Raw genomic sequence first — 22,799 nt, 5'->3', positions numbered from 1 at the left:
GAAGTTTCAAATAATGTCATCTCGAACGACAGTGAGAGATCTTTTTGAAGCAACTGGTTAACTAATCGCTTTCAAAGGATTTCTCGTTAGCACTCGAAATGACATTTTTTATTTATTGAATTTTTTGTCCTTCCTGCTGGGAAGGGTTTGGAACGGGTTACACCTCAAACTTAATCCATCCCTCACCTTCATATCCAAAAATAAACTGTTTTGGATAAATAATCTCGGCCAGTATCTCGACCGAATCTACCACGCGAGGGCCGGGGCGGTTAAAGTAGTGGTTGCCATCGGCAATGTACAGGCGTTTATTTTTTACCGCCTGTAAATCGGCAAAGCCGGGTAGTTGCAGCAAAATGTCAATTTCTTTCAAAGTGCGTTCGATGGAAAAGCCGCAGGGCATTACTACAATCACCTCTGGGTCTTGCATGCGCAGGTCTTCCCATTCTATGTAGGGCGAGTGCTTGCCCGCTTCGGCCATTACAGCCCTACCGCCCGCTATGCTTACCAGTTCGGGCACCCAATTGCCGGATACCATGAGCGGATCTAACCACTCGATGCAAGCTACCGTAGGCTTATTTTCGATAAACTTTAGTTTATGACGGATAATATCTACCCGCTCCTGTAAATCTTCCAACAAGGTTTCGGCAGCAGGCAAGGCATCTAATACAGTAGCCACTTCACGGATATTAGCAAATATCTCATCCAGGCTGTTAGGTTGCAGTGAAATAATCTGGGCTGATTTATTCAAATCCTCAGCCAGCGCTTGCTCTACTTCAGGTAGTGATACGGCGCAAACCTCGCATTGGGCTTGTGTAATTACCACGTCGGGCTGTAATTGATTAATAAGCTCCCGGTTCAGCTCAAATACAGATAGTGCATCAGCCAAACGCTGTTTTACCTGACGGTCAATCTCGCCGCTACTTAGGCCTGCGCCAATTTTATCGTACGAGCATACAGGAAGCTGTTTTACACTTTCAGGATAATCGCATTCATGAGAGCGGCCAACCAGTTGAGGCTCGAGGCCCAGGGCACAAACAATTTCGGTAGCGGCTGGTTGCAGGGAGATAATTCGGGGAGCAGACATGTAAACTGTTTTATAAGAAAAATGCAAATAACGATAATTTAATACTGAACTAAAACAATGTTTCTGTATAGTTTCAAAAATCGGATTACTTTTGGGTAATGATTTTCCTGACGTTTTTTTTGGGACTGATAGCCAACTTTACCGGTTACATCCCTCCAGGTAATATAAACCTAAGCCTTGTACAATTAACTATAAACCGTGGCATGCGCCAGGCGCTGCGTTTTATTATTGCTTTTTCGAGCGTCGAATTCTTTTTTACTTTTTTTATAATGCAGGCGGCCAAGTGGCTGTCAGAGCAACCTCACGTAGAAACCATTATTGATTGGGTGATGGTGGTGCTATTTACCACATTAGGTACCATTACCTGGCTTAACCGTAATAAGCCGCCTAAAGCTAAGTATTCAGACCGCGAGGCTATTCGTTACGGTATTTTGCTAGGCTTTATTAACCCTATGCAAATCCCTTTTTGGATGATTGCGGGTACATACCTGCTGGCTCACCAATGGATATTACCGGGTTTGTGGGCGCTGGGCGTATTTAGTTTAGGATCGGCATCAGGAGCATTTTTGTGTTTATATGCTTATGCCCGTTCCGCACAATATGTACAATCAAAATTTGAATTGAGTACCAAAGCTATTAATACCAGTATTGCTTTACTGTTTTATGCTTTTTCGGCTTATCATATTGTAAAACAACTTATCCTGATTTTTAAACATCATTAGCAGAAGTAATACCAGAGTTTGATTTAGGCTCCTCATCAGTTCGTAAATTCCATATCTTTTCGGCCCGTCTGCCAATAAACCAGAACGACGCTGCCAGAATAGCAAAAAACAGTGTGTATGGGATATGGTTCCACAAGTACTCAAAATACTTGGTATAAATAAAAACGAGCAGAAAAGTGATACCAAATTCACGGGCAATGGCATCTTTGGTTTTTAGTCCGTACAGCAAGAAACCACCGGCTACAGCACCTGATATAATGCCCCAATAAAACAGGGATATTTGCTTTACCTGCCACCAGTCTTCCAAATGGCCGTAGTTTCCAAAAATACTCAGTAACCACAGCGACAGGAACAAATACAGCAAGCCTACTACATAAGTTAAATCCCAGAACTGGGCCATCCACTTTTTGCTACGAAGTAAGTAGCAGGCAGCAACCAGTAGTATTCCAAACGCCACAAAGCGTAGCGGGTAATTCATACCCAGAAAATAATATTGCCAACGAGTTTGATACCCGGTTTCGGTGCCAAACCAACTCCCTAATGATATAAGGGCAAACAGCCATATCATCTTGGAATCAAGTTTCCAGGCCAAAAAGCCATAAACAAAAACAGAAATCAGGAACAGCAATGAGAAGTGACCAGAACCATTATCAAATGTTTTACCAAGATAGGCAATGGAGCAGGCTGTGAATAACACGCCTGTAAATATGGTAGCTTCATTACTAAATACACGCTCGGGATGTAGTCTTTTACGGCGGCGACCTACATAAAATGAGCCGGCTGCAATTAACGCAGCACCTACGGCAATAACAATATCAGGAGTGTAATACAGGCTGCGAATCCAATCCAATACTTTGTCGCTGATGATGAGCGACCCTACGGCAATCACGCCACAAAACAACGCGACCCAAAAAGAGTATTGCGCTAAACGCATCCAGTCAAAACCTTTTACCTCGGTTGAGGTACGCAACCTTTCAGCTTGCTCTGGTGTAAGCAGTTGTTCTTTTTCCCAATGCGCAATGGCCCGGTTTAAAAACTCACTTTCCTGTTTATCAAGGTTTAGCTTCATTGGTTTACAATCATGATTTGCGAATGCACCATTGCTTTATTTCTGGCGATAACGCGTATTGAATTTACATTCAAAATCCTAATCTATGAATTATAAGTTAAAATGGAAATTAGCCATTCAGCAAAGTTAACACCGATTTTTGGTCGAGCGCCAGCTGTTCTTTCAAGCCTTCCAATGACGAGAACTTTACGTCGTGCCTTACAAAGTTGTGAAGGTGCATCCGCAGCGTTTGATTGTAAATATCCTGATTGAAATCGAAAATATTCACTTCTATATTCCGCGTCATGCCGTTGATGGTAGGGCGGTGGCCAATATAGGCCATGCCTTGGAAAGTCTGTCCTTGCACTTCTACAGTAGCTGCAAAAATACCATCAGCCGGTATCAGCTTATAACTTTCCTCAACCAACAAATTAGCCGTTGGGTAGCCCAACTGCCGGCCAATCTGGTTGCCCCGTATTACCTTGCCGGTTAAAAAGAAGGGATAGCCCAAAAAAGTATTAGCCTGCTCGATATTAGCTTGTAACAGTGCTTCGCGGATGCGGGTAGAACTTACTGCTACATGGTCGATATCCTGCTCGGGTATTTCAATAACCTCAAAACCGTATTGTGGTGCCGCTTGCTGCAGCTCGGTCAAACCACCTTGGCGGTCTTTTCCAAAACGGTGATCGTATCCAATAATAATGGTTTTGGTTCCGATGTGCTCAACCAATATATCCCGGATATAAGCTTCGGCAGATTGATTAGAAAAATCACGCGAAAACGGCGTGATGATCATATGATCAATACCCAATTGTTCCAGTAATTCTGCCCGCTCGTGTATGGTAGTTATCAATTTCAGATCCTGATCTTCCGGATGTAAAATCATTCGCGGATGCGGAAAAAAGGTAAGCAGCACAGTTTCGCCACCGGTTTTGTCGGCTATTTCGCGTATGCGCGAAATAATTTGACGATGCCCCTGGTGTACCCCATCAAACGTCCCGATGGTAACCACAGCATTTTTTAAGGGCGTAAATTCATCAATATGATGATAGATTTTCATTGGATGGCAGATTGTTAGGTTGCAAAAGTAAATTATTTCTGCACTTCGGGTTCTGTTTTTAATTCGCGGATAATATTCACCAGTTCCATTACTTCCCAGGCATCTTCAATTCGAAAATTACCGCTACGTGTACGGCGCAATTTGGATAGGTAGGCGCCGCTGTTTACAGCTTGACCAAAATCATTTACCAGTGAACGAATATAAGTGCCCTTACTGCACACTACCCTAAAATCAACCTCAGGCAACTCAATACGGGTGAGTTCAAATTCTTTAATGGTCACACTACGCGCTTTCAATTCAACATCCTCACCACGACGGGCTTTTTCATACAAGCGTTCGCCGTTAACTTTAATGGCCGAGTGTGCCGGTGGATATTGTTGTATATCACCCATAAACTGACTCAACGCATCATTAAGAGATTGTTCGGTAAGGTGGGTAATATCAAAAGTTTTATCTGGCTCTGTTTCCATATCGTACGATGGCGTAGTAGCGCCCAGTGTCATGGTACCGGTATATTCCTTTTCTTCGGCCTGGAAGGTGTCAATCTGCTTGGTCATTTTACCGGTGCATACAATCAGCAAACCAGTAGCCAGCGGGTCGAGCGTGCCGGCATGACCTACTTTTAGTTTCAGGGGTTTAAAGGCGTTGCGTATTTTGCCTACAATGTCAAAACTGGTCCAGCGGTAGGGTTTGTTTACCAACAGTAGTTCGCCTTCGGCAAAGTTGAAGTCTTTATGTTTGGGATGTAATTCGCTCAATGTGTATCAGATAAATTGCAAAGGTACGCATTTTGGGAGAGACAAAGCGAGGAGCCAATACAAAAGAACACTCGTGAAATAATACAGCAAATTTAAACTTCAACAACAAAAAGCCCCATACCTGAAAGATATGGGGCTTTACTATTTTATTGCAGAAGCAATTTATTATATCACTTCCAGATTGTGACCGCTCATATAAAGGCCGATAATTACAGCACCTACAATGATGCGATACCAGCCAAACAGCACAAAGCCTTTGCGCTCTAAAAATGTAATAAATGTACGGATAGCCAACAGGGCCACTACAAAGGCAATAACATTACCAACAGCCAGCAACTTGATTTCTTCGCCGGTAAAGGTGTGCCCTTCTTTATAAAAGTCTAACAGCTTTTTGGCAGTAGCGGCAAACATTGTAGGCACAGCCAAAAAGAATGAAAATTCAGCGGCGGCTTTGCGGCTTAATTTCTGCGTCATGCCCCCTACAATGGTAGCGGCCGAACGTGAGGTGCCTGGTATCATGGCAATGCACTGAAAAAAACCGATTTTAAGTGCAGTTAGGTAGCTGATATCTTTCTCTTCCTCAACAGCAGGTTTGTTAAACCACTTATCGACAAACAGAAGGATAATACCGCCAATAAAAAGGGTGATGCCTACCGTAAGTGCACTTTCCAGTAGTTGATCAATCTTTTTGCTAAATAATAATCCGAAAACAGCAGCCGGAATAAAAGCAATTACCAGCTTAATATAAAAATCGAATGAGCGGAAGAAGCGTTTGAAATACAATACCGCTACCGAAAGGATGGCCCCTAATTGTATAGCTACAGTAAACAGCTTTACAAAATCATTAGAGGCAATACCCATAGCCGATGAGGCAATAATCATGTGCCCGGTGGATGATACAGGCAGAAACTCAGTCAGGCCTTCAATGATGGCCAGAATGATCGCGTGAAAAAGCTCCATGTATTAGTTAGATGAAGGCTTTTTAAAGATGGCGTAAAAGGCTAGTCCGAAACCGGCCAACACCACTAATGGCGCAATTACAATTTTGGTATTGCTGTAGATGTCTGTTGTGCCCGACATCAGCATAAAGCCTAATGCCACGATAACTACGCTGGCGGCCAGCAACTGGTAATTAGCTTTGCCAAAGGCAAACTGCACAGGTTTGTTTTCGGGTGCGCCGTAAGGCTTTGAAGCCGATGTTAACGGCGAAGTATATTTTTGAGCCATAAATAATTATCTATATAACTGATAAATTTTTAAACGTAAAAAGCGATTAACAGCTAGCAGCGTACTAAAGCCGGCAATAAAAATACCTAAAGCTACTACCCCTAAAAAGATAATACCAAACTCGGTATAATTACGCAACACTACCAAATCAGGTATCTGCTGATACACCGCGTATAGCGTGCCTACCAGCAGGATGATGGCTATTAAAGCAGCCAGCAAACCATGCCATATACCATACAATAGGAATGGCTTACGGATAAATCCTTTGGTTGCACCTACCAATTGCATAGATTTAATCAAAAAGCGCTGCGAATAGATAGCTAAACGGATAGTGTTGTTGATTAGCGCTACTGATACCACCACAAAAATGGCGGCAAAGCCCAGGATCACCAAGCTAATAGTGGTCAAATTTTGGTTCATTTGGTCAACCAGAGAAGGTTGATATTTTACCTCTTTAACCAATGGGTTTTGTAATAGTTGAGCTTTAAACTTATTGATATCGGCATTGTTGGCATGCTCAGCCTTCATATACACATCAATAGATTGCGAAAGCGGGTTTACCCCTAAAAACTTAACAAAATCTTCGCCTAAGTCTTTTTGCAGGTTACGGGCCGCCAGTTCTTTACTTACATATTGGCTGCGCTTTACATAAGGGTTCACATCCAGTTGTTGTTGCAGCTGCAATACGTCTGTTTCGCGGGCACCTTCATCCACAAACACGTTTACCACCATGTTTTCTTTAATATAGCGCGACAGATTATTGGCGTGTACCAGTATTAATCCCAGCATACCTATCATCAGCAAAACCATGGCTATACCAAATACGGTTGAGATGTAAATGGTTTTGGTTTTTTTGGCCGATGTACTTGCTTCAAATTCTTCCATAATATCCAGTTGGGATGCGAAATTAAAAAACGCGTGGTTAAAGGTAAAACTTTATTCACTATTAATGTGCTTTGAACACATATTAGCAAATGGTTTTAACAAAAATTAACGCTTAGTATCGGCTGTTAAACAAAGCTCACGTACAAACTGTTATGTATAAAAATTAATATCATGACAAATCCAGCCAATTCTCACGATAAGCCTTCACCATCCGACACGCCAAGCGACCGCCCTGATGATAACGGTGGTAAAGCCGTTATCCGCAAACCGGATTTAGAATACAAAGCCGATGAACCCGACTTTGGCAACATTGCCAAACAACACGAGCAGGATGAAGAGCCGGTAAACCCGGTTAAAACGCCGCCCGAAGAGTTTAAGAATCCGGAGAATAGTACACAACCGCCGCCTACGCATGAACAGCGGGATGATTTGTAGAGTTTGATACGCTGATTTTTTGTTAGTGCTTTAACTTGTTTCTGTTCTTCGTTAGGATAGGGATGTATTTTAACCACGGCCTGTGGAAGTTACTTTTTCTTTTACCGGAAAAGAAAAAGTAACCAAAAAGAAACCTCTCGGCCGCACCTTCTTTCTACTTAAGACAGTGCTTTTACTTACAGTAGTAGCTACCGAAAGAAGCTGAATGCCGATTCTTTTTGTCTAAGTTGTTCCGACAGTGCTTCACATTAGATGATACGATTAAGGAACAGAAGTAGCGCAAAGGCCCGCTATCGCGCCCGGGCCAGCGTTGGGTATGTGGGCCGACAGCGGATCGCGAGAGCTAGGCCTTTTGCTTACTTTGTGGCTATGACAAAGTAAGTAGCCCCTGCGGCAATGAGCAGAAGAAGTAAGTTTCGTAGCTCAAAAGGAAGTTAAATTAACAGCACTAACAAAAACTAGCATAACAAGCAAAGAATCAGACTCAAACTAACCTCTCTACCGCAAACCTATCAGCCAAAATATTTAAATCCTCAACTACCGCATCAACCAACGGAATACCGTTTAACCTGCGCTCGGCTTCAGCAGCCAGTTCAGGTTCTCCAGGGATTATTACTTTTTGATCAGTATTAATTGTTTGAGCCGATTTAAAGCGTTCAATCCAGTTATCCAGGTTTGATTTAAACTCCTCCACAGGTCTGAAACCATCTACCCGCATAGCGCCTACAAAATGGCCGATGCCCTGGCCCGGTGCATTTTCCAGTGGATTCATAAAAGCAACAAATGGAGGTACCCAAGGACCATAATTGGCACCGGATAACACGCCGGATAAAATATCAACCGTGGCACTTAAGCCAAAACCTTTGTGACTGCCATGTTCACGATCGCTACCCAGGGGAAGAAGAGAACCGCCAGATTTTAACGCATGAGGATCAGTTGTGTAGTTACCGGTACCATCTTGTATCCAACCTTCGGGTACAGGCTTGCCGGAGCGCTGGGCAATTTCCAACTTGCCGTTAGCAGCTGCTGAGGTGGCCATGTCTACAATTACCGGTGGATATTGGCCTGCCGGAAAAGCGTAGCACATAGGATTGGTACCCAGTAAACGTTCGTTAGCAAAAGTAGGTGCTACCAGCGGACTAGCATTCGTCATGGCAAAGCCAATCATGTCTTTTTCTACCGCCATCAGGGCATGATAGCCGGCAATGCCAAAATGGTTAGAATTTCGTACCGACACCCAGCCTGATCCGAATTGCTCAGCTTTTTGTATGGCAATTTGCATGGCATAAGGTGCTACAACCAAGCCAAGCCCCGCGTCGCCGTCTACCGTGGCGGTGGTTGGCGTTTCGTGAACAATACGGATATTTGGGGTAGGATTGATGCGCTGTTTTTCCCAAAGCCGCACATAGCCACTTAAGCGGGCCACACCGTGCGAATCAATTCCCCGTAAGTCGGATTTTAACAATACGTCGGCCGCAAGTAAGGCGTGTTCATCAGAGCAGCCAATGGCTTTAAATATGTCTTGCGTAAAGGTGCGGAGTGTAGCTTCAGGAAAAACGTTTTGCATAGAACGCAAAGCTAAAGGTTTGCGGAGAGGGATGCAATGCCGTGAAAAGTAATTCGGGTAATTATAACTCCTATAAATGTTGATTCAAGTTACTCTGTCACCACTGTAAACTTAAATTCCAATGGTTCAAAAAGCCGGATCAGTTCGTCGATGAAAGATTGTCCCCATTTAACGTAAAACAAGCCAAAATTCTCGGTGCGTTCCTGTAAACTGTTTTTCGGAAAAAGGTCTTGCTTAATGGCATCAATTTGGGTGAGCCGGGTGGAAAAGTTTCGTTTCTCGGCTTTTACCAGTTTTTTTTCCAGGTTGTCTATCGCATGCTTTAATCTGGCTTGTACAGCGCTGGTTGATGTAGATAGGGTAGGGTCTATTTTATACGAGCGCAGTTTGATTTTTTCAAACACACATTGCAGCTCGCGCCATTCTTCTTTTAAAGATAAATCGTGCTCGGTATGCTTGCGGGTCCAATCATTCTTAATAACATCAGCACTTTGGAATAGTTGAGCAGGCTCAATATCCATTCGGTGTATTTTAACAGCAGTTTCTTTGCGAACTACCAGGCCCGAGTTGCGCAGAATCAATGCCGGAAAATCAATTACATAATGGTCAAAATTTGCTTTAAGCTGTAACCAGTATACAATTTCGGCACCGCCACCAATATAGGCAATGTTAGGTAAAATACATTCTTGGTATAGGGGCCGCATCACCACATTCGGGCTAAACCGGTCAGGGTGCTGGCTGATTTCCTGCTTTAATTCATCTTCCGTAAAGCGAATGTCTGCATCTAATACCTCATACTGGTTGTTATGCAACACCAGGCGTTCGCGCAAATCATCTTTCAGATAAAAAAAGTTTATCTCACGCGGATTTACCTGCGTATGTACCCCTAGCTTTTGCAAGGCGGCGTTGCTTTCAGATATATATTTAAAGCTATTTTGCTCCAGAATATCCTGCTCAATAATTGGGGCAAACTGTTGTTTTAGCCGGATGTCATCAGCATCAACAATCACCAAGCCGTACTGGCCGAATAGCGCATTAACCAGGTAACGAGTACCATCAGCTAATCTGGTGAAGGAGCCATAAGCCGTTTCAACCAGTTGCGACAGCTCGGTGGCATAGTTATCCAAACCCAAAATGCCTTTGTACTGGTTCAGCGCATCGCGCATTGCCTTAGTGTCTAAGCGGCCGGTTGCACCGCTCACTTCCTGCTGCCATTGTATTTTTTTGCCGCCTATGTTAGTGTAATTAATTTCGGCAAAGTCATGGTCTTCAGATGCCATCCAGTAAACGGGCACAAACTCTTTGTCCGGAAACTCGGCTTTGAGTTGCTGCGCCAGTTTAATGGCGGTTACTATTTTATAGATAAAGTACAGCGGACCTGTGAAAACATTTAACTGGTGCCCGGTGGTAATCGTGTAGGAGTTATCTGCAGCCAGTAAATCAATATTAGCCTTAACAGTATCGGCGTGAGCTAACTGTGGCGCGTCGGCTTTAAAATATTGCTCGGTAAGCACCTGCACTAATAACTGGCGATTGGCGGTTACCTTTTTGTTAGCAAGTAACTGGGTGAAGCCATTTAAATCGGGACGATAACTGTAAAAAGATTGAAGCTCGGGAGCATTATCCAGGTAGTCAATCACGGTTTTAGAAAAAAAGCCGGTTTCTTTATAGTCGATACAGTTAGCGTCCATATATGCGGTCAAAAGTAAGGCGCATGATTTACATGCGCCCTGTACTTTTTATTATTTTACAATTTGTCCATAGAGGTCAAAGTCCTCGGCACTGTTTACTTGCACGTTTACAAAACTGCCAACGTTGGCATATTGTTGTGTAGCATCAATCAATACCTCGTTATCTACCTCGGGCGAGTCAAACTCAGTACGGCCAACCAGGTAGCCGTTATCAATTTTATCAATCAGTACTTTGTAGGTGTTGCCTATCTTTTCCTGATTCTTTTCGTAAGATATACCTTGCTGTACTTCCATAATCGCATCAGAGCGTTCCTGCTTAATTTCTTCCGGAACATCATCTATCAAGGTATGCGCATGGGTTTTTTCCTCGTGCGAGTAAGTGAAGCAGCCTAGGCGGTCAAAGCGGGTTGCTTCCACCCAGTTGTACATCTCTTCAAAATCCTGAACGGTTTCGCCGGGGTAACCGGTAATCAGCGTGGTACGCAGTGCAATGTTAGGCACCTTGTCACGAATGGCGTTCACCAAGTCCGTAGTTTTTTGCTTGGTAATACCACGACGCATAGATTTCAGCATGTTATCAGTAATATGCTGTAAAGGCATGTCCAGATACTTGCAAATATTGTCGCGCTCGTTCATGGCATCCAGTATTTCCATGGGGAAGCCTGAAGGGTAGGCGTATTGCAAACGGATCCACTCAATGCCTTCAACGTCAGACAGGCGGCGCATCAATTCATCCAGGTTACGTTTACCGTACAGGTCTAAACCGTAATAAGTTAAATCTTGTGCAATCAGTATCAGCTCGCGCGTGCCTTGCTTAGCTAAACTCTTCGCCTGATTTACCAACTGATCCATTGGTGTGCTTAAGTGCTTGCCGCGCATCAACGGAATAGCACAGAAAGAGCAGGGTCGGTTGCAACCTTCAGCAATTTTAAAGTAAGCAAAATGCGATGGGGTAGTGAGCATACGCTCGCCCAGTAACTCGTATTTGTAATTAGCGCCAATAGTTTGCAGCACATCCTGCAGGTTATTGGTACCAAAGTAAGCATCAACGTTAGGTATCTCGGCTTCTAATTCGGGCTTGTAGCGTTCAGACAGGCATCCGGTTACGATAACTTTGCCAACCTTGCCCTGCTCTTTCAGCTCGCTGTATTGCAGAATAGTGTCAATTGATTCCTGCTTGGCATTGTCAATAAAGCCGCATGTATTGATGACGATAATGTCATTTTTACCTACATTCTCGGCCTCATGTACCACATCAAACAGCTGACCTTTCAGCTGGCCCATCAACACTTCCGAATCGTACACGTTTTTGGAACAGCCTAGGGTAACTACGTTCACACGCGGCTTTTCTATCTGTACAGGCTGCTTAACTAATTTTGTTCTCATTTACTGATTATCTCTCGTTCCCTTACTCACGCTCAATCTTTTCAAATTGAAAATTATGTTTTGCTGTCATTTCGAGTGCTAACGAGAAACCTTTTAAAAGCGATTAGTTAACTGGTTGCTTCGAAAAGATCTCTCACTATCGTTCGAGATGACATTTTATTTTTCCTTCCTTCTAAAAGGACTAGTTATTTTTTAAACAATGAATCCACAAAGGCTTTGCGGTCAAATAACTGCAAATCGTTCATGCCTTCGCCCACGCCAATGTATTTTACCGGTATTTTAAACTGGTCGGATATACCGATTACCACACCGCCTTTAGCAGTACCATCCAGCTTGGTTAATGCCAGGGCATTTACCGCAGTAGCTTCCGTAAACTGTTTACACTGCTCAATAGCATTTTGACCGGTTGATGCATCCAGTACCAGCAAAATTTCGTGCGGAGCCCCGGGAACTACCTTTTGCATTACGTTTTTAATTTTGGTAAGCTCATTCATCAAACCTACCTTGTTGTGCAAACGGCCGGCAGTGTCAATAATAGCCACATCGTCGTTGTTAGATACGGCCGAACGCAGGGTATCGTAAGCTACCGAAGCTGGGTCTGACCCCATGGCCTGCGCCACTACACGTACGCTAACACGCTCGCCCCAAAGTTTTATCTGGTCAACCGCTGCGGCACGGAAGGTGTCAGCCGCACCTAGTACTACTTGGTTACCTGCTTGTTTAAGCTGATGGGCAAGCTTGCCGATGGTGGTGGTTTTGCCTACACCGTTAACACCTACCACCATAATTACGTATGGCTTATGGCTGCCGTATTCAAAGCTATTAAAATCGTTGCTGTTGTTTTCGGCCAGCAGTTGCTGTATCTCGTCGCGCAGCAGATTGTTTAGTTCTGATGTGCTTACGTACTTATCGCGGGCTACCCGCTCTTGTATGCGTTCAATAATCTTAAGGGTAGTTGTCACCCCTACATCCGAAGTTACCAGAATTTCTTCCAGATCATCCAGTACATCATCATCAACGGTAGATTTACCCGCAATGGCCTTGGTTATTTTGGAAAAAAAGCTGTCTTTAGTTTTCTCCAAGCCAGTGTCCAGTGCCTCTTGTTGTTGCGGTGTTGCTTCTTTTTTCTTGAAAAAATCAAATAATCCCATGTTTCAGATGTGCAGATTGTTGGATGTGCTTATGTGCAAATATAAGTAAAAGCCCTGCAATAGCCTAAAGGCTAGCGCTTACGGATGGAATAATGAATATGCTATGATAAATGTTTGTTTCAGTTATCACTTCGAGCCTGCCTAATCTGTCATTTCGAGTGATAACAAAAAATCTTTTAAAAGGAATTAGTTAACCTGTTTATTCCAAAAGATCTCTCACTATCGTTCGAGATGACAGCTTTTATTTTAAGTTCTCCCTACCGGGGAGGGATTGGGAGTGGCCATAAAAAAAGCCCCCTTGGCTTCAAGGTGGCTTCAATATTTTTTACCGAGTACAGATTACTGTGCTTTTGCTTCGTTAAGCGCGTCTTTAACGTGGTCGTTATGTACGATTAATTCTTTGAATGAATAAGCACCAGTTTTAGGCGACTTAATCATAGTAATCACTTTAGAGTACTCTTTACCTTTACCGGTTTTCAGGGTTGCAACTACTTTCTTTGCCATTGTTTGTTAATGTTTGAGTTATGGACTGACTGAATGAGTGAGTAACAGACAAAAATCAACTACTTAACTCAATCAACTAATCAACCAACAACCAGATTACTTAATTTCTTTATGAACGGTTACTTTACGTAATACCGGGTTGAATTTTTTCAATTCTAAACGCTCGGTTGTATTCTTTTTGTTCTTGGTGGTAATGTAACGAGACATACCTGGCATACCGCTCTCTTTATGCTCGGTGCACTCCAATATTACTTGAACTCTGTTGCCTTTTTTTGCCATTTTCTTGAGTTATTATGTTAGTCAGTCAATGAATCTGTTACTAGAGATTAAGAAGCAATTTCTTAATTAACTCTATAACTGAATTAACTTACTTAACGGTCTACTATATATATCCTTTTTTTACAAATTTATTGATACAAGCAGTTATACCATTTTTGCTGATGGTTTTAACGGCTGAAGTAGAAACTTTCAGCGTAATCCATTTATCTTCTTCAGGGATATAAAACTTCTTGATCTTTAAGTTAGGATAAAACTTACGTTTGGTCTTTACGTTTGAATTAGAAACGTTGTGGCCGTTCATCGGGCTTTTTCCTGTTAAATCACAAATTCTTGACATGACAAAACTTTTTTAAGTGTTTCTCTTTTTCCAAAAAGAGTTTGCAAATATCAGAAAATTAAGTCAATAATTCAATAGTGCCTTCAAAAATTTTCAAATAATTTTTAACCTCGGGCTAGTTGGTCTTTAAAGACGGAATTTAACGTCACGTTTTTATGAAAAATAGGCTTTCATTTGATTGTTTACCGCTAAAACTTCTATATTACCGCCGCCTTTATAACCTACAATAATTATTATGAAAATCACCTCTTTTGAAGAATATCAAAAAGTGTATCAGCAAAGCGTAGAACAACCCGAACAGTTTTGGGATAACGTGGCCGATACCTTTTACTGGCGAAAAAAATGGGACAAAACGCTGGAATGGAATTTCAAAGAACCAAATATAAAATGGTTCCAGGGCGCTAAGCTAAATATCACCGAAAATTGTTTAGATCGCCATTTGGATACCATCGGCAACCGCCCGGCCATCATCTGGGAGCCAAACGACCCTACCGAGGCGCACCGTGTGCTTACTTACAAACAACTGCACGATAAGGTATGCCAGTTTGCCAACGTACTGAAAAACAACGGTGCAAAAAAAGGCGACCGCATTTGCATATATATGCCCATGATTCCCGAACTAACGATTGCTGTACTGGCTTGTGCCCGTATTGGTGCTGTGCATTCGGTGATTTTTGGTGGCTTTTCAGCACAATCGATTGCCGACCGTATTCAGGATGCGCAGTGTAATGTAGTAATTACAGCTGATGGTGGGTACCGTGGTAATAAAGATTTGCCGTTAAAATCGGTGATTGATGATGCGCTGGTACAATGCCCGTCAGTAAAACGAGTGATTGTGTTAACCCGCAGCCATACGCCCGTAAGCATGATTAAAGGCCGTGATGTATGGTGGGAGGATGAAATTAAGAAAGTAGAAACTCAAGGCAATCCCGAATGCCCGGCCGAAGAAATGGATGCCGAAGATATGCTGTTCATCCTGTATACATCTGGTTCAACAGGCAAGCCTAAGGGGGTGGTGCATACCTGTGGTGGTTATATGGTGTTTACAGGTTATACGTTTGATACCGCGTTCCAGTACCAAGCAGATGAGGTATATTTCTGTACGGCAGATATTGGCTGGATAACCGGCCACTCCTACATAGTTTACGGTCCGCTGAGCCAGGGCGCTACTGCGCTGATGTTTGAGGGCGTGCCTACCTGGCCCGATGCCGGTCGGTTGTGGGACATTGTAGAAAAGCATAAAGTTAACATTTTATATACGGCACCTACGGCTATCCGTTCGCTGATGAGCTATGGGCCTGATTTTTTAAATAACAAAGATTTAAGTTCATTAACCAAATTAGGTTCGGTAGGGGAGCCGCTGAATGAAGAGGCCTGGCACTGGTTTGACGAGAATATAGGTCACGGCGAATGCCCCATTGTAGATACGTGGTGGCAAACCGAAACCGGTGGTTTCATGATATCGCCTATTGCCAACGTAACGCCTTTGAAGCCGGGCTACGCCAGCTTGCCGTTGCCGGGTGTACAGCCCATATTGGTTGATGAGAACGGTAAAGAGATTGAAGGCAATGGCGTGAGCGGTAACTTGTGTATCAAATTCCCGTGGCCAGGTATGCTGCGCACTACCTATGGCGACCATGAGCGCTGCCGCCAAACCTATTTCTCTACCTACGAGAATATGTACTTTACCGGCGACGGCTGCCTGCGTGATGAAGACGGTTACTACCGCATTACCGGCCGGGTAGATGACGTGCTTAACGTATCAGGTCACCGTATTGGCACAGCCGAGGTAGAGAATGCCATTAACATGCACAGCAGTGTGGTGGAGTCGGCGGTGGTAGGCTACCCGCACGAAATTAAAGGACAGGGCGTATACGCTTTTGTGATTTGCCCCGACAAGCACGAAAACGACGAACTTACCCGCAAGGATATCTTGATGACGGTATCGCGCATTATTGGCCCTATTGCCAAGCCCGATAAAATTCAGTTTGTAACCGGCCTCCCCAAAACCCGTTCCGGCAAAATTATGCGCCGCATACTGCGTAAGATAGCCGAGGGTGACACCAGTAATCTGGGCGATACCAGTACGCTGTTAGATCCGGGTGTGGTGGAAGAGATTAAGGAAGGGGTGTTGTGAGGTTGTCTGAACGGAATGGAATTATATAGTCAACAGGTAAGGCCTCTCCGAAAAGGCGCCTTGTTTATTGATAAGAAATAGTATATATTTTTTAATAACAAAGTATTTTACTGGACGTTTTTGTCAAGTTTTGATTTAATAAGATGTTCATCTTAATATTATTCGCAATTGCAATTGCATTAGGTATTTGGCAAGGGATTAAAAAATTTGGAGTGAGCAGATTGGCTAAAAAACAATTCCGCAATTTAGCTTCCACTAATCCCAATTTCAAACCTGATAAATTATTTATTCAACCTAATGGCACCTGCTTTATTGCTATAGATGATACTACAAAGCAGTTTATGTTTGGTATGCAACTTTCCCAAGCAGAAATTGCTTTAGCTAAGCAAAAAAATAAGGGTATTAGCTCCACTGTTGTAACCCATAAAATTGTAAGTTATAATGATATACTACGTAGCCAGATTATAGTAGATGTAAACACTAGTACACATTATCACCATCATCACCGACACGTATCAGAAACAATTAATACTATAAAGCTTAAATTGCTTTTAAATGATGTACATAACTCAGCTTACGAGTTATTATTTTATAACAAACAATTTGATAGACCGTTGGCAAAACATCTGCAGTCGGAATGCGAGAAATGGCAAGATACGCTAACAGTTGCTCTAAACAATAAGCATGCATCAACAAGAGCTTTCTAGTGCGTTTATTCTCTGTGTTAATATGGGGACTCGAAGAATGAATTAACAGGTGCGATTATAAAAAGACGGGAGGCTTCATATGAAGCCCCCCGTCTTTTTATAAATAAGTTGTATATATTCTCTGTAACGTTTAAAAATAATATGACTAACTATCTCCAGTCATACTGAACCTCTTTCAGCATCCCAAGTGCAAAGTAGGTAACATGCTGGTCAACCTGTCCTATGGGATGCCGAAACAAATTAGGCATGACGGAAGGGTAAAGTTTTTGTCTTAACAGAGCCTCTAGACAGAGGACCCTACGTTAATGAATTTACAACACCACCCGCTTCCCGCTCGCAGCCGAACGCTTAGCCGCATCTAGTATCTGCATCACAATCATATTGTATTTCAGAGATGAAAGATCATCACCCGCAGTAATCTTATTCTGTAATACAGCGGTTAAATAAGCAATCGGATCATGGTAAGGTGCTTGCAGCGGAGCAGCTTGTTTGCTGTTAGGCTGGCCGTTGCGTTTGCGGCTGAAGATGTTTTTGCCGTCCAGTGCGTGCAGGTAGCCGTTTTCGCCAAAAGCTTCCATATCTTTGATAGAGTAGGGCCAGTTCCACGAGGCTTCAATCAGACCAGTGGCACCGGGATATTCTAAAATAACAGTAGCATCATCATCTACCTTAGGATATACGGCTGGTTTGTAGTGGCGGGTTACGGCGGTAACGGCAATAGGTTTCTGGCCTTTCATAATCCAGGTCATCAGGTCGGCACCGTAGCAGCCAAAATCATTCAGGGCACCTGCGCCGTTTAAAACCGGGTCGGTAAGCCATTGTAAAAATTCCTGGCTACAGCCCAGTTCTTTAGGGCCTTCGTGACCATCGTGTACCACTAACTTTTTTATTGAACCAATGCTGTCAGTGTTCAGTGTGCGGTAAATATCATGGAATGAGGCATACCAGGTGGTTTCGTAATTAGTAAGCACTTTTACCTGATACTTGTTGGCCAGTTGTTCAATTTGTTGGGCCTGCTCCAATGTAGCCGCCAACGGTTTTTCAACCATAACCGGTATGTGCAATGGCGCGCAAACTTTTACCACATCCAGGTGACGGCCTACTTCATTGTAGCCCAAAACCGCATCAGGCTTTTTACCTTGCAAAGCCGTTTTTAAGTCGGTATAAAAAACCGATTCGGGCAGGTTGTATTGTTTGCCAAATTTAGTCCACAGTTTTTTATTAGGCTCGGCTACGCCGATAATGTCTACCTCCCCCTTTTTGTAGGCTTGCAGAATGTTGTAAATATGATCGTGGTTTAAACCGGCCACAACTACCTGTAACTTTTGGGCAAAGCTGCTTAAAGTAAAGCAGAGCAGTAAGGTTAAGATTGCGGTTAGCTTTTTGGTGAAAGATGATAAATGGTGTAATTGGTTTTTCATGGCAATTTTTAAGGCGCTTGAATAATAAAAATAAAGGTAAGTTTAATTACATTAAAGCCTATTAATACGCACTCTTAAGTTTGTAATAATGTGCTGACACAAGCCCATCAGATATATAGGGATCAACCTTCATTTTTCCAGCCCCTGATTGCGAACCGCAAACCAAACGCGTTCTATCCTGTTATACTAATAACTTAAATAATACGATTATGGATAAGCTAGAAATAAAAGGCGGTTGGAACGAACTGAAAGGTAAAATTAAACAAGCCTATGGCGATTTAACCGAAGACGATTTAACTCACGAAGAAGGTAAAGACGACGAGATGTTAGGCAAGCTCCAACAAAAAACCGGTAAAACCCGAGACGAGTTGGTGAAATGGATTAACAGTTTGTAAACAAAAAAAGGTCCGGCATACAGCCGGGCCTTTTTTGTTGATTAGTTTTTTAATGGGTTGAAACAGTTTGAGAAAGGCAAAACAACCTACGCTGAATACAAATTGGTTTAATCAATCAATTTGATACCGCCTGTAGTGCAATTTTACCCAAATCGGCAACTGGTTTATCCTTGTCGGTAAAGGCGGGCACTTTGATGATTTTAAGCTGGTAACCTACGGCGTTTACACTAAGTTGATAAGTGCCCGATTCGGGTACCTGTAACAAAAACGAACCATCTTCTTTTGTGAGTCCTCTTGTTATCGGCTTTGCGTTGCAGCATCTTTGATGGCTATGGTGATATAACCTAGTAGAGCGTTTTTTGCCGAGTCGGTTACTATGCCTTTCACGGTTGCAGTGCCGGAGAGCGTTTGGGCCAGGGCAAAAGTAGCCATGCACCCGCAAATTACGGTGAGTATTAATTTTTTCATGAATAAGCGAATGGGTTGATCTTTAATTACGGGCAGCATGCCAATTATTGTTTATCGCAAATAATGTCCGGTTTTAGCCTGTTTTTGATCTGCAAAACACCGCAAAAAATTAATCGTTGCATGTAACCTGCGTTTTGCAACCAAGCTGTATTGTTATACGTAAATGGTCTGGTGCAAACACATCAGTATCATTTGATGTTGTGCCATATATCGTTTGCTGATACTACTTATGCGTTTGAAAATTTTAAAATTATTTGTACTCCTTTCGTTGTTTCTTCCTTTGTCGTCCAGCGCTTTCTCTATACTGGCGCACGAAGCTATTATTGATGCGGAGTGGGAACGTACTATGGTGCCCATCCTTAAAAAAAAGTATCCCAGTGTTACTTTGCAGGATTTAATCAAAGCACACTCTTATGCTTATGGCGGCAGCCTGGTAGCCGACATTGGTTATATGCCCGGTGGAAATTCGCAGTTTACCGATTTGCTCCATTATGTACGCAGCGGCGACTTTATCATAAACCTGATTGAAGAAGCTCAAAATTTAGATGAGTACGCTTTTGCCTTAGGTGCACTTTCTCATTACATTGCCGATAAATACGGACACTCTATGGCTACCAACGTAACGGTGCCAAGGTTATATCCCGAATTGCGTCAAAAATTTGGTAATGTGGTTACTTACGAAGAAGATCACACCTCGCACAGCCGTATGGAGTTTGCGTATGATGTGGTACAAGTAGGCCGCAGCAATTACGCAACGGTTGCTTATCATGATTTTATTGGATTTAACATTGCCACTCCGCCGCTGGAAAGGGCTTTCCAGAAAACTTACGGGCAGGACATGCATACCTATTTTAAAAACTTTTCATCTAATATTGGCATGCTGCGCTGGGGCGTTAAAAATTTGTTTCCGGCCATGACCAAGCAGGCATGGAAATCTAAAAAAGACGACATCATCAAAACTAATGCTGCAGCCAAAAGCAAAACGTTTCGATACAAAATGGCCCGCCGCATGTACAATGAAGAGTTTGGCGGTAAAAGTAACCGGCCCGATTTTAAGGCACGTGCATTGGCATTCATTATTAAAATTGCGCCTAAAATTGGTCCGCTTAAAAACTTAAAGTTTGTATACCCGGGTGTTGAAGGCGAAAAGCGTTTTGTGGCTGTTTTTGATACTATTGTATCAAAGTATGGTGATGCTCTGCGCCAGGTAAATGCCGGCCGGTTACGTATACCCGATATAAATTTTGATACCGGCGAGTTAGCAGCTTATGGCGACTATCGTTTGGCTGATGAAACCTATTGCAGATTAGTGTCTGATTTGCAAAAGAATGGTATGCAATACATGTCGCCCGCATTGCAGCAACATATCGTACAATATTACCGCTACGCAGATCTGCACAGTTTATTTAAAGAGTCGCCAGAGAAGGTGCCGGATTTTAAATTGGCTTTGCAGCAAATTCAATCATACAATGTGACAGAAAACGCTATGAATAATTCTGCTAAAGATAATGTGCAGCAGTAATTGTTAAATTGGATGTAAGAGCCTCCATAGCAACCTGGCTAATAAAACCACTAGCTTTTAATTGATTACTGGACCGGTTACTGAATTATATAATCAAAAATGCCCTGCATAATAATTATGCAGGGCGTTTTTATAATGTTAAATTATCAATCTTTCTTTTTTGAAGATTTTACGCAGTTTGGAACGGTTTTGCCGTTCTTTTCTTTGGTTCCCTTCTTTTCGTAACCTTCCCAACACGATTCCTTTTTTCCTTTAGTAGCTGCCATAACGGTTTTGTTTAGTTATTGATAGTGTTGCAATTACCGTTCCATTTTAGTTAAAAAGCCGATTCAACTGACCCGCCATCAACCCGGTAGTTACTGCCATTTACAAAACTGGCTTGTTCGGATACTAGAAAAGCAATTACGGCGGCCACTTCCTCTGGTTTTCCACGACGACCGACAGTGATATTAGGTCGCTTGTTTTTCAAAAACCATTCAACAGCCTCTTCGCGGTTACTGTTTCTTTGCTGGGCCAGTTCATCCATCATGGCGTTGGTCATCGGGGTTTCTATATAAGCTGGCGACACACAGTTGAATAGCAGGCGATCTTTTGAGTAAGCTCTGGACAGGCATTTAGACAAATTGATAATACCGGCTTTACAGGCATTGTAAGGACTTTCTTCCTCATAAGGCTGATAAGCATTTTCAGACGATATCAGCACAACACGGCCCCAGCCTTTTTGCTGCAATTGTGGGATAAAGGCACGGCATACACGTACGGCTCCCATCAAATCAGTATTGATGGTTTGCATCCAGTCATCATCGGTCAAGCTCAAAAAATCGCCGGCTGCGCCACGGGCGCCTGCACAGTTAATTAAAATGTTGGCTCCGCCAAAGCTTTGCTGTACACTTTCGGCCAATTGCAATACGCTTTCGTTGCTATCTATGTTAGCGGCAACCGCTTCTATACGACTGCCCGCTGCGTGAGGGCGTACCTGGTTGGCGGCTTTTTCTAAGCCGTCTTGATTAATATCTGATAATACGATATGTACACCTTCGGCTGCCAAAAGCTTGGCGGTAGCTAATCCTATACCCGAATCGGCACCAGTAATTACAGCTACTTTATCTTTTATTTGTAAGTTCATAATATCTGTAAAATAAACTGACCGCCCCTATTAAGAGGCGGTCAGTAAACTATAAGGTACTTTTAGTTATACTAAATTATTGCGCGTCACGCAGGGCTTTGATACGGTCATGAGCCTGGTTAATTTCTTGCGATTGTGCAGAAACAACCTGTACTGCTGCCGAAGTTAAGCCGCCATCTTCCAAAGCTTCTTTATAAGCCTTTTTGATAGTGTCTTCACCACGTTCGCACTCATTCAAAATTGATTCGCGGTCGCCACCAGTAAATAATGATTTTACGTCGATCCAGGCACGGTGTAAAGTGCCGCTAACGCTATTGCCGGTAGTAGTATCTGCACCGCTTTGCGCAGCTACTGCAGTTAATTCTTGTGAAAATCGGCGGCTTTGCTGGCTATAATATTCAAACAATGATTTTAAGTCGGCATCTCCATCGCCCAAATCTTTCAAGGCTTTTTCGAAACCGTCATTACGGTCATTATTCAATTCGATTAAGTTATTTACTAATTCAGCTGATTTTTCAAAGGTTTCCATAGTTAAATGTTTTAATATGGATTATAAACTCTTAACTACAAGGAATGTTTTGCGTTTTTTAATTTGAGGCATCTCGTATTATTTTATTCGTTTTAATAATATTATCTGGTTTATATGATGACTGAGTTAATTATGTCTTAACGTATTTATAAACTTATTTTTCGGCATCATTTGGTAGATATATTAATTGTAAATGAAGTGTTGTTTTGTGATATAAAATTGCTTTTTGAGATAGTTAAGTTATAGTATTATGTAATATAAAATATATTCTTTTCATAATATTTTTTATATCTATATTGTCTATCGAAACAAAAATAATTAAAACGATATTCTAATGTTGATTTAGGATATTGATTTAAT

25 protein-coding genes are annotated in these 22,799 nt (G+C 42.5%); 6 read left to right on the top strand and 19 right to left on the bottom strand.

What is annotated here, in order from left to right; genetic code table 11:
- Positions 1–157: 157 nt before the first annotated feature.
- Positions 158–1,084, bottom strand: a complete 927-nt coding sequence (locus GPM24_RS13350) for a cobalamin-binding protein (RefSeq protein WP_158827232.1) — start codon at positions 1,082–1,084, stop codon at positions 158–160.
- Between the two features lie 98 nt (positions 1,085–1,182).
- Here GPM24_RS13350 and GPM24_RS13345 point away from each other — a divergent pair, with 98 nt between their 5' ends.
- Entirely contained in the window at positions 1,183–1,806 is a 624-nt protein-coding gene (locus GPM24_RS13345; RefSeq protein WP_158827231.1) for a LysE family transporter, read from the top strand.
- Here the strand turns inward: GPM24_RS13345 and GPM24_RS13340 are convergent.
- The 6 genes from GPM24_RS13340 to GPM24_RS13315 all read right to left on the bottom strand — a co-directional run bounded on the left by GPM24_RS13340 (position 1,793) and on the right by GPM24_RS13315 (position 6,784).
- Positions 1,793–2,875 carry a DUF2157 domain-containing protein gene (locus GPM24_RS13340; RefSeq protein WP_158827230.1) on the bottom strand — a complete coding sequence of 361 codons (1,083 nt, stop codon included), beginning with the start codon at positions 2,873–2,875 and terminating at the stop codon, positions 1,793–1,795. The two genes, GPM24_RS13345 and GPM24_RS13340, sit on opposite strands and share 14 nt — an antisense overlap.
- Before the next feature lie 109 nt (positions 2,876–2,984).
- Positions 2,985–3,914 (bottom strand): bifunctional riboflavin kinase/FAD synthetase, encoded by a 930-nt coding sequence (locus tag GPM24_RS13335; RefSeq protein ID WP_158827229.1) that lies wholly within the window; start codon positions 3,912–3,914, stop codon positions 2,985–2,987.
- Between the two features lie 32 nt (positions 3,915–3,946).
- Positions 3,947–4,672 carry a tRNA pseudouridine(55) synthase TruB gene (truB, locus tag GPM24_RS13330; RefSeq protein ID WP_158827228.1) on the bottom strand — a complete coding sequence of 242 codons (726 nt, stop codon included), beginning with the start codon at positions 4,670–4,672 and terminating at the stop codon, positions 3,947–3,949.
- 165 nt (positions 4,673–4,837) lie between these two features.
- A complete protein-coding gene (locus GPM24_RS13325) occupies positions 4,838–5,632 on the bottom strand; it encodes an undecaprenyl-diphosphate phosphatase (RefSeq protein ID WP_158827227.1) in 795 nt (264 codons plus the stop codon).
- A gap of 3 nt (positions 5,633–5,635) precedes the next feature.
- Entirely contained in the window at positions 5,636–5,899 is a 264-nt protein-coding gene (locus GPM24_RS13320) for a DUF3098 domain-containing protein (RefSeq protein WP_158827226.1), read from the bottom strand.
- Positions 5,900–5,905: 6 nt separating this feature from the next.
- Positions 5,906–6,784: a cell division protein FtsX gene (locus tag GPM24_RS13315; protein ID WP_158827225.1), complete on the bottom strand. Its 879-nt coding sequence runs from the start codon at positions 6,782–6,784 to the stop codon at positions 5,906–5,908.
- A 171-nt stretch (positions 6,785–6,955) separates the two neighbouring features.
- Here GPM24_RS13315 and GPM24_RS13310 point away from each other — a divergent pair, with 171 nt between their 5' ends.
- Positions 6,956–7,219, top strand: a complete 264-nt coding sequence (locus GPM24_RS13310; protein ID WP_158827224.1) for a hypothetical protein — start codon at positions 6,956–6,958, stop codon at positions 7,217–7,219.
- A gap of 484 nt (positions 7,220–7,703) precedes the next feature.
- Here the strand turns inward: GPM24_RS13310 and GPM24_RS13305 are convergent, their stop codons facing one another.
- The 7 genes from GPM24_RS13305 to rpmB all read right to left on the bottom strand — a co-directional run bounded on the left by GPM24_RS13305 (position 7,704) and on the right by rpmB (position 14,134).
- Positions 7,704–8,786, bottom strand: a complete 1,083-nt coding sequence (locus GPM24_RS13305) for an Ldh family oxidoreductase (protein WP_158827223.1) — start codon at positions 8,784–8,786, stop codon at positions 7,704–7,706.
- Positions 8,787–8,875: 89 nt separating this feature from the next.
- Positions 8,876–10,477, bottom strand: a complete 1,602-nt coding sequence (gene bshC / locus GPM24_RS13300; RefSeq protein ID WP_158827222.1) for a bacillithiol biosynthesis cysteine-adding enzyme BshC — start codon at positions 10,475–10,477, stop codon at positions 8,876–8,878.
- Positions 10,478–10,528: 51 nt separating this feature from the next.
- The gene (gene rimO, locus GPM24_RS13295; RefSeq protein WP_158827221.1) at positions 10,529–11,863 is read right to left on the bottom strand and encodes a 30S ribosomal protein S12 methylthiotransferase RimO; all 1,335 of its coding nucleotides are present in this window, start codon (positions 11,861–11,863) and stop codon (positions 10,529–10,531) included.
- A gap of 185 nt (positions 11,864–12,048) precedes the next feature.
- Positions 12,049–13,014 (bottom strand): signal recognition particle-docking protein FtsY, encoded by a 966-nt coding sequence (gene ftsY / locus GPM24_RS13290; protein ID WP_158827220.1) that lies wholly within the window; start codon positions 13,012–13,014, stop codon positions 12,049–12,051.
- 339 nt (positions 13,015–13,353) lie between these two features.
- A complete protein-coding gene (locus GPM24_RS13285) occupies positions 13,354–13,518 on the bottom strand; it encodes a DUF4295 domain-containing protein (RefSeq protein ID WP_158827219.1) in 165 nt (54 codons plus the stop codon).
- A 96-nt stretch (positions 13,519–13,614) separates the two neighbouring features.
- Positions 13,615–13,797 carry a 50S ribosomal protein L33 gene (gene rpmG / locus GPM24_RS13280; RefSeq protein ID WP_074490316.1) on the bottom strand — a complete coding sequence of 61 codons (183 nt, stop codon included), beginning with the start codon at positions 13,795–13,797 and terminating at the stop codon, positions 13,615–13,617.
- Positions 13,798–13,900: 103 nt separating this feature from the next.
- Positions 13,901–14,134, bottom strand: coding sequence for a 50S ribosomal protein L28 (gene rpmB, locus GPM24_RS13275; protein WP_158827218.1), 234 nt, complete (start codon positions 14,132–14,134; stop codon positions 13,901–13,903).
- 235 nt (positions 14,135–14,369) lie between these two features.
- Between rpmB and acs the strand changes: the two genes are divergently transcribed.
- Positions 14,370–16,271 (top strand): acetate--CoA ligase, encoded by a 1,902-nt coding sequence (acs, locus tag GPM24_RS13270; RefSeq protein WP_158827217.1) that lies wholly within the window; start codon positions 14,370–14,372, stop codon positions 16,269–16,271.
- A 143-nt stretch (positions 16,272–16,414) separates the two neighbouring features.
- Positions 16,415–16,978, top strand: coding sequence for a hypothetical protein (locus tag GPM24_RS13265; RefSeq protein ID WP_158827216.1), 564 nt, complete (start codon positions 16,415–16,417; stop codon positions 16,976–16,978).
- 311 nt (positions 16,979–17,289) lie between these two features.
- On the opposite strand, the gene GPM24_RS13260 is transcribed toward GPM24_RS13265, so the two are convergent.
- Entirely contained in the window at positions 17,290–18,399 is a 1,110-nt protein-coding gene (locus GPM24_RS13260) for a Gfo/Idh/MocA family protein (RefSeq protein ID WP_158827215.1), read from the bottom strand.
- Between the two features lie 209 nt (positions 18,400–18,608).
- Between GPM24_RS13260 and GPM24_RS13255 the strand changes: the two genes are divergently transcribed.
- On the top strand, positions 18,609–18,794 hold the full coding sequence (locus GPM24_RS13255; protein WP_158827214.1) for a CsbD family protein: 186 nt from the start codon (positions 18,609–18,611) through the stop codon (positions 18,792–18,794).
- A gap of 115 nt (positions 18,795–18,909) precedes the next feature.
- Here GPM24_RS13255 and GPM24_RS13250 read toward each other — a convergent pair whose 3' ends face one another.
- Together GPM24_RS13250 and GPM24_RS13245 are read right to left on the bottom strand one after the other, a co-directional pair.
- A complete protein-coding gene (locus tag GPM24_RS13250) occupies positions 18,910–19,059 on the bottom strand; it encodes a hypothetical protein (RefSeq protein WP_158827213.1) in 150 nt (49 codons plus the stop codon).
- A 32-nt stretch (positions 19,060–19,091) separates the two neighbouring features.
- Positions 19,092–19,262, bottom strand: coding sequence for a hypothetical protein (locus tag GPM24_RS13245; protein WP_158827212.1), 171 nt, complete (start codon positions 19,260–19,262; stop codon positions 19,092–19,094).
- A gap of 229 nt (positions 19,263–19,491) precedes the next feature.
- On the opposite strand from GPM24_RS13245, the gene GPM24_RS13240 reads away from it, so the two are divergent.
- Positions 19,492–20,784 carry a zinc dependent phospholipase C family protein gene (locus GPM24_RS13240; protein ID WP_158827211.1) on the top strand — a complete coding sequence of 431 codons (1,293 nt, stop codon included), beginning with the start codon at positions 19,492–19,494 and terminating at the stop codon, positions 20,782–20,784.
- Positions 20,785–21,100: 316 nt separating this feature from the next.
- Here the strand turns inward: GPM24_RS13240 and GPM24_RS13235 are convergent, their stop codons facing one another.
- Together GPM24_RS13235 and GPM24_RS13230 are read right to left on the bottom strand one after the other, a co-directional pair.
- On the bottom strand, positions 21,101–21,910 hold the full coding sequence (locus tag GPM24_RS13235) for an SDR family NAD(P)-dependent oxidoreductase (RefSeq protein WP_158827210.1): 810 nt from the start codon (positions 21,908–21,910) through the stop codon (positions 21,101–21,103).
- Positions 21,911–21,986: 76 nt separating this feature from the next.
- Positions 21,987–22,439, bottom strand: a complete 453-nt coding sequence (locus GPM24_RS13230; protein WP_158827209.1) for a PA2169 family four-helix-bundle protein — start codon at positions 22,437–22,439, stop codon at positions 21,987–21,989.
- Positions 22,440–22,799: the final 360 nt, after the last annotated feature.

This window comes from Mucilaginibacter lacusdianchii (genome assembly GCF_009770985.1).
In the GTDB taxonomy this organism is placed as follows: domain Bacteria; phylum Bacteroidota; class Bacteroidia; order Sphingobacteriales; family Sphingobacteriaceae; genus Mucilaginibacter; species Mucilaginibacter lacusdianchii.
The sequence above is the reverse complement of the archived record's forward strand: the minus strand, read 5'-3'. Positions and strand labels throughout refer to the sequence as shown.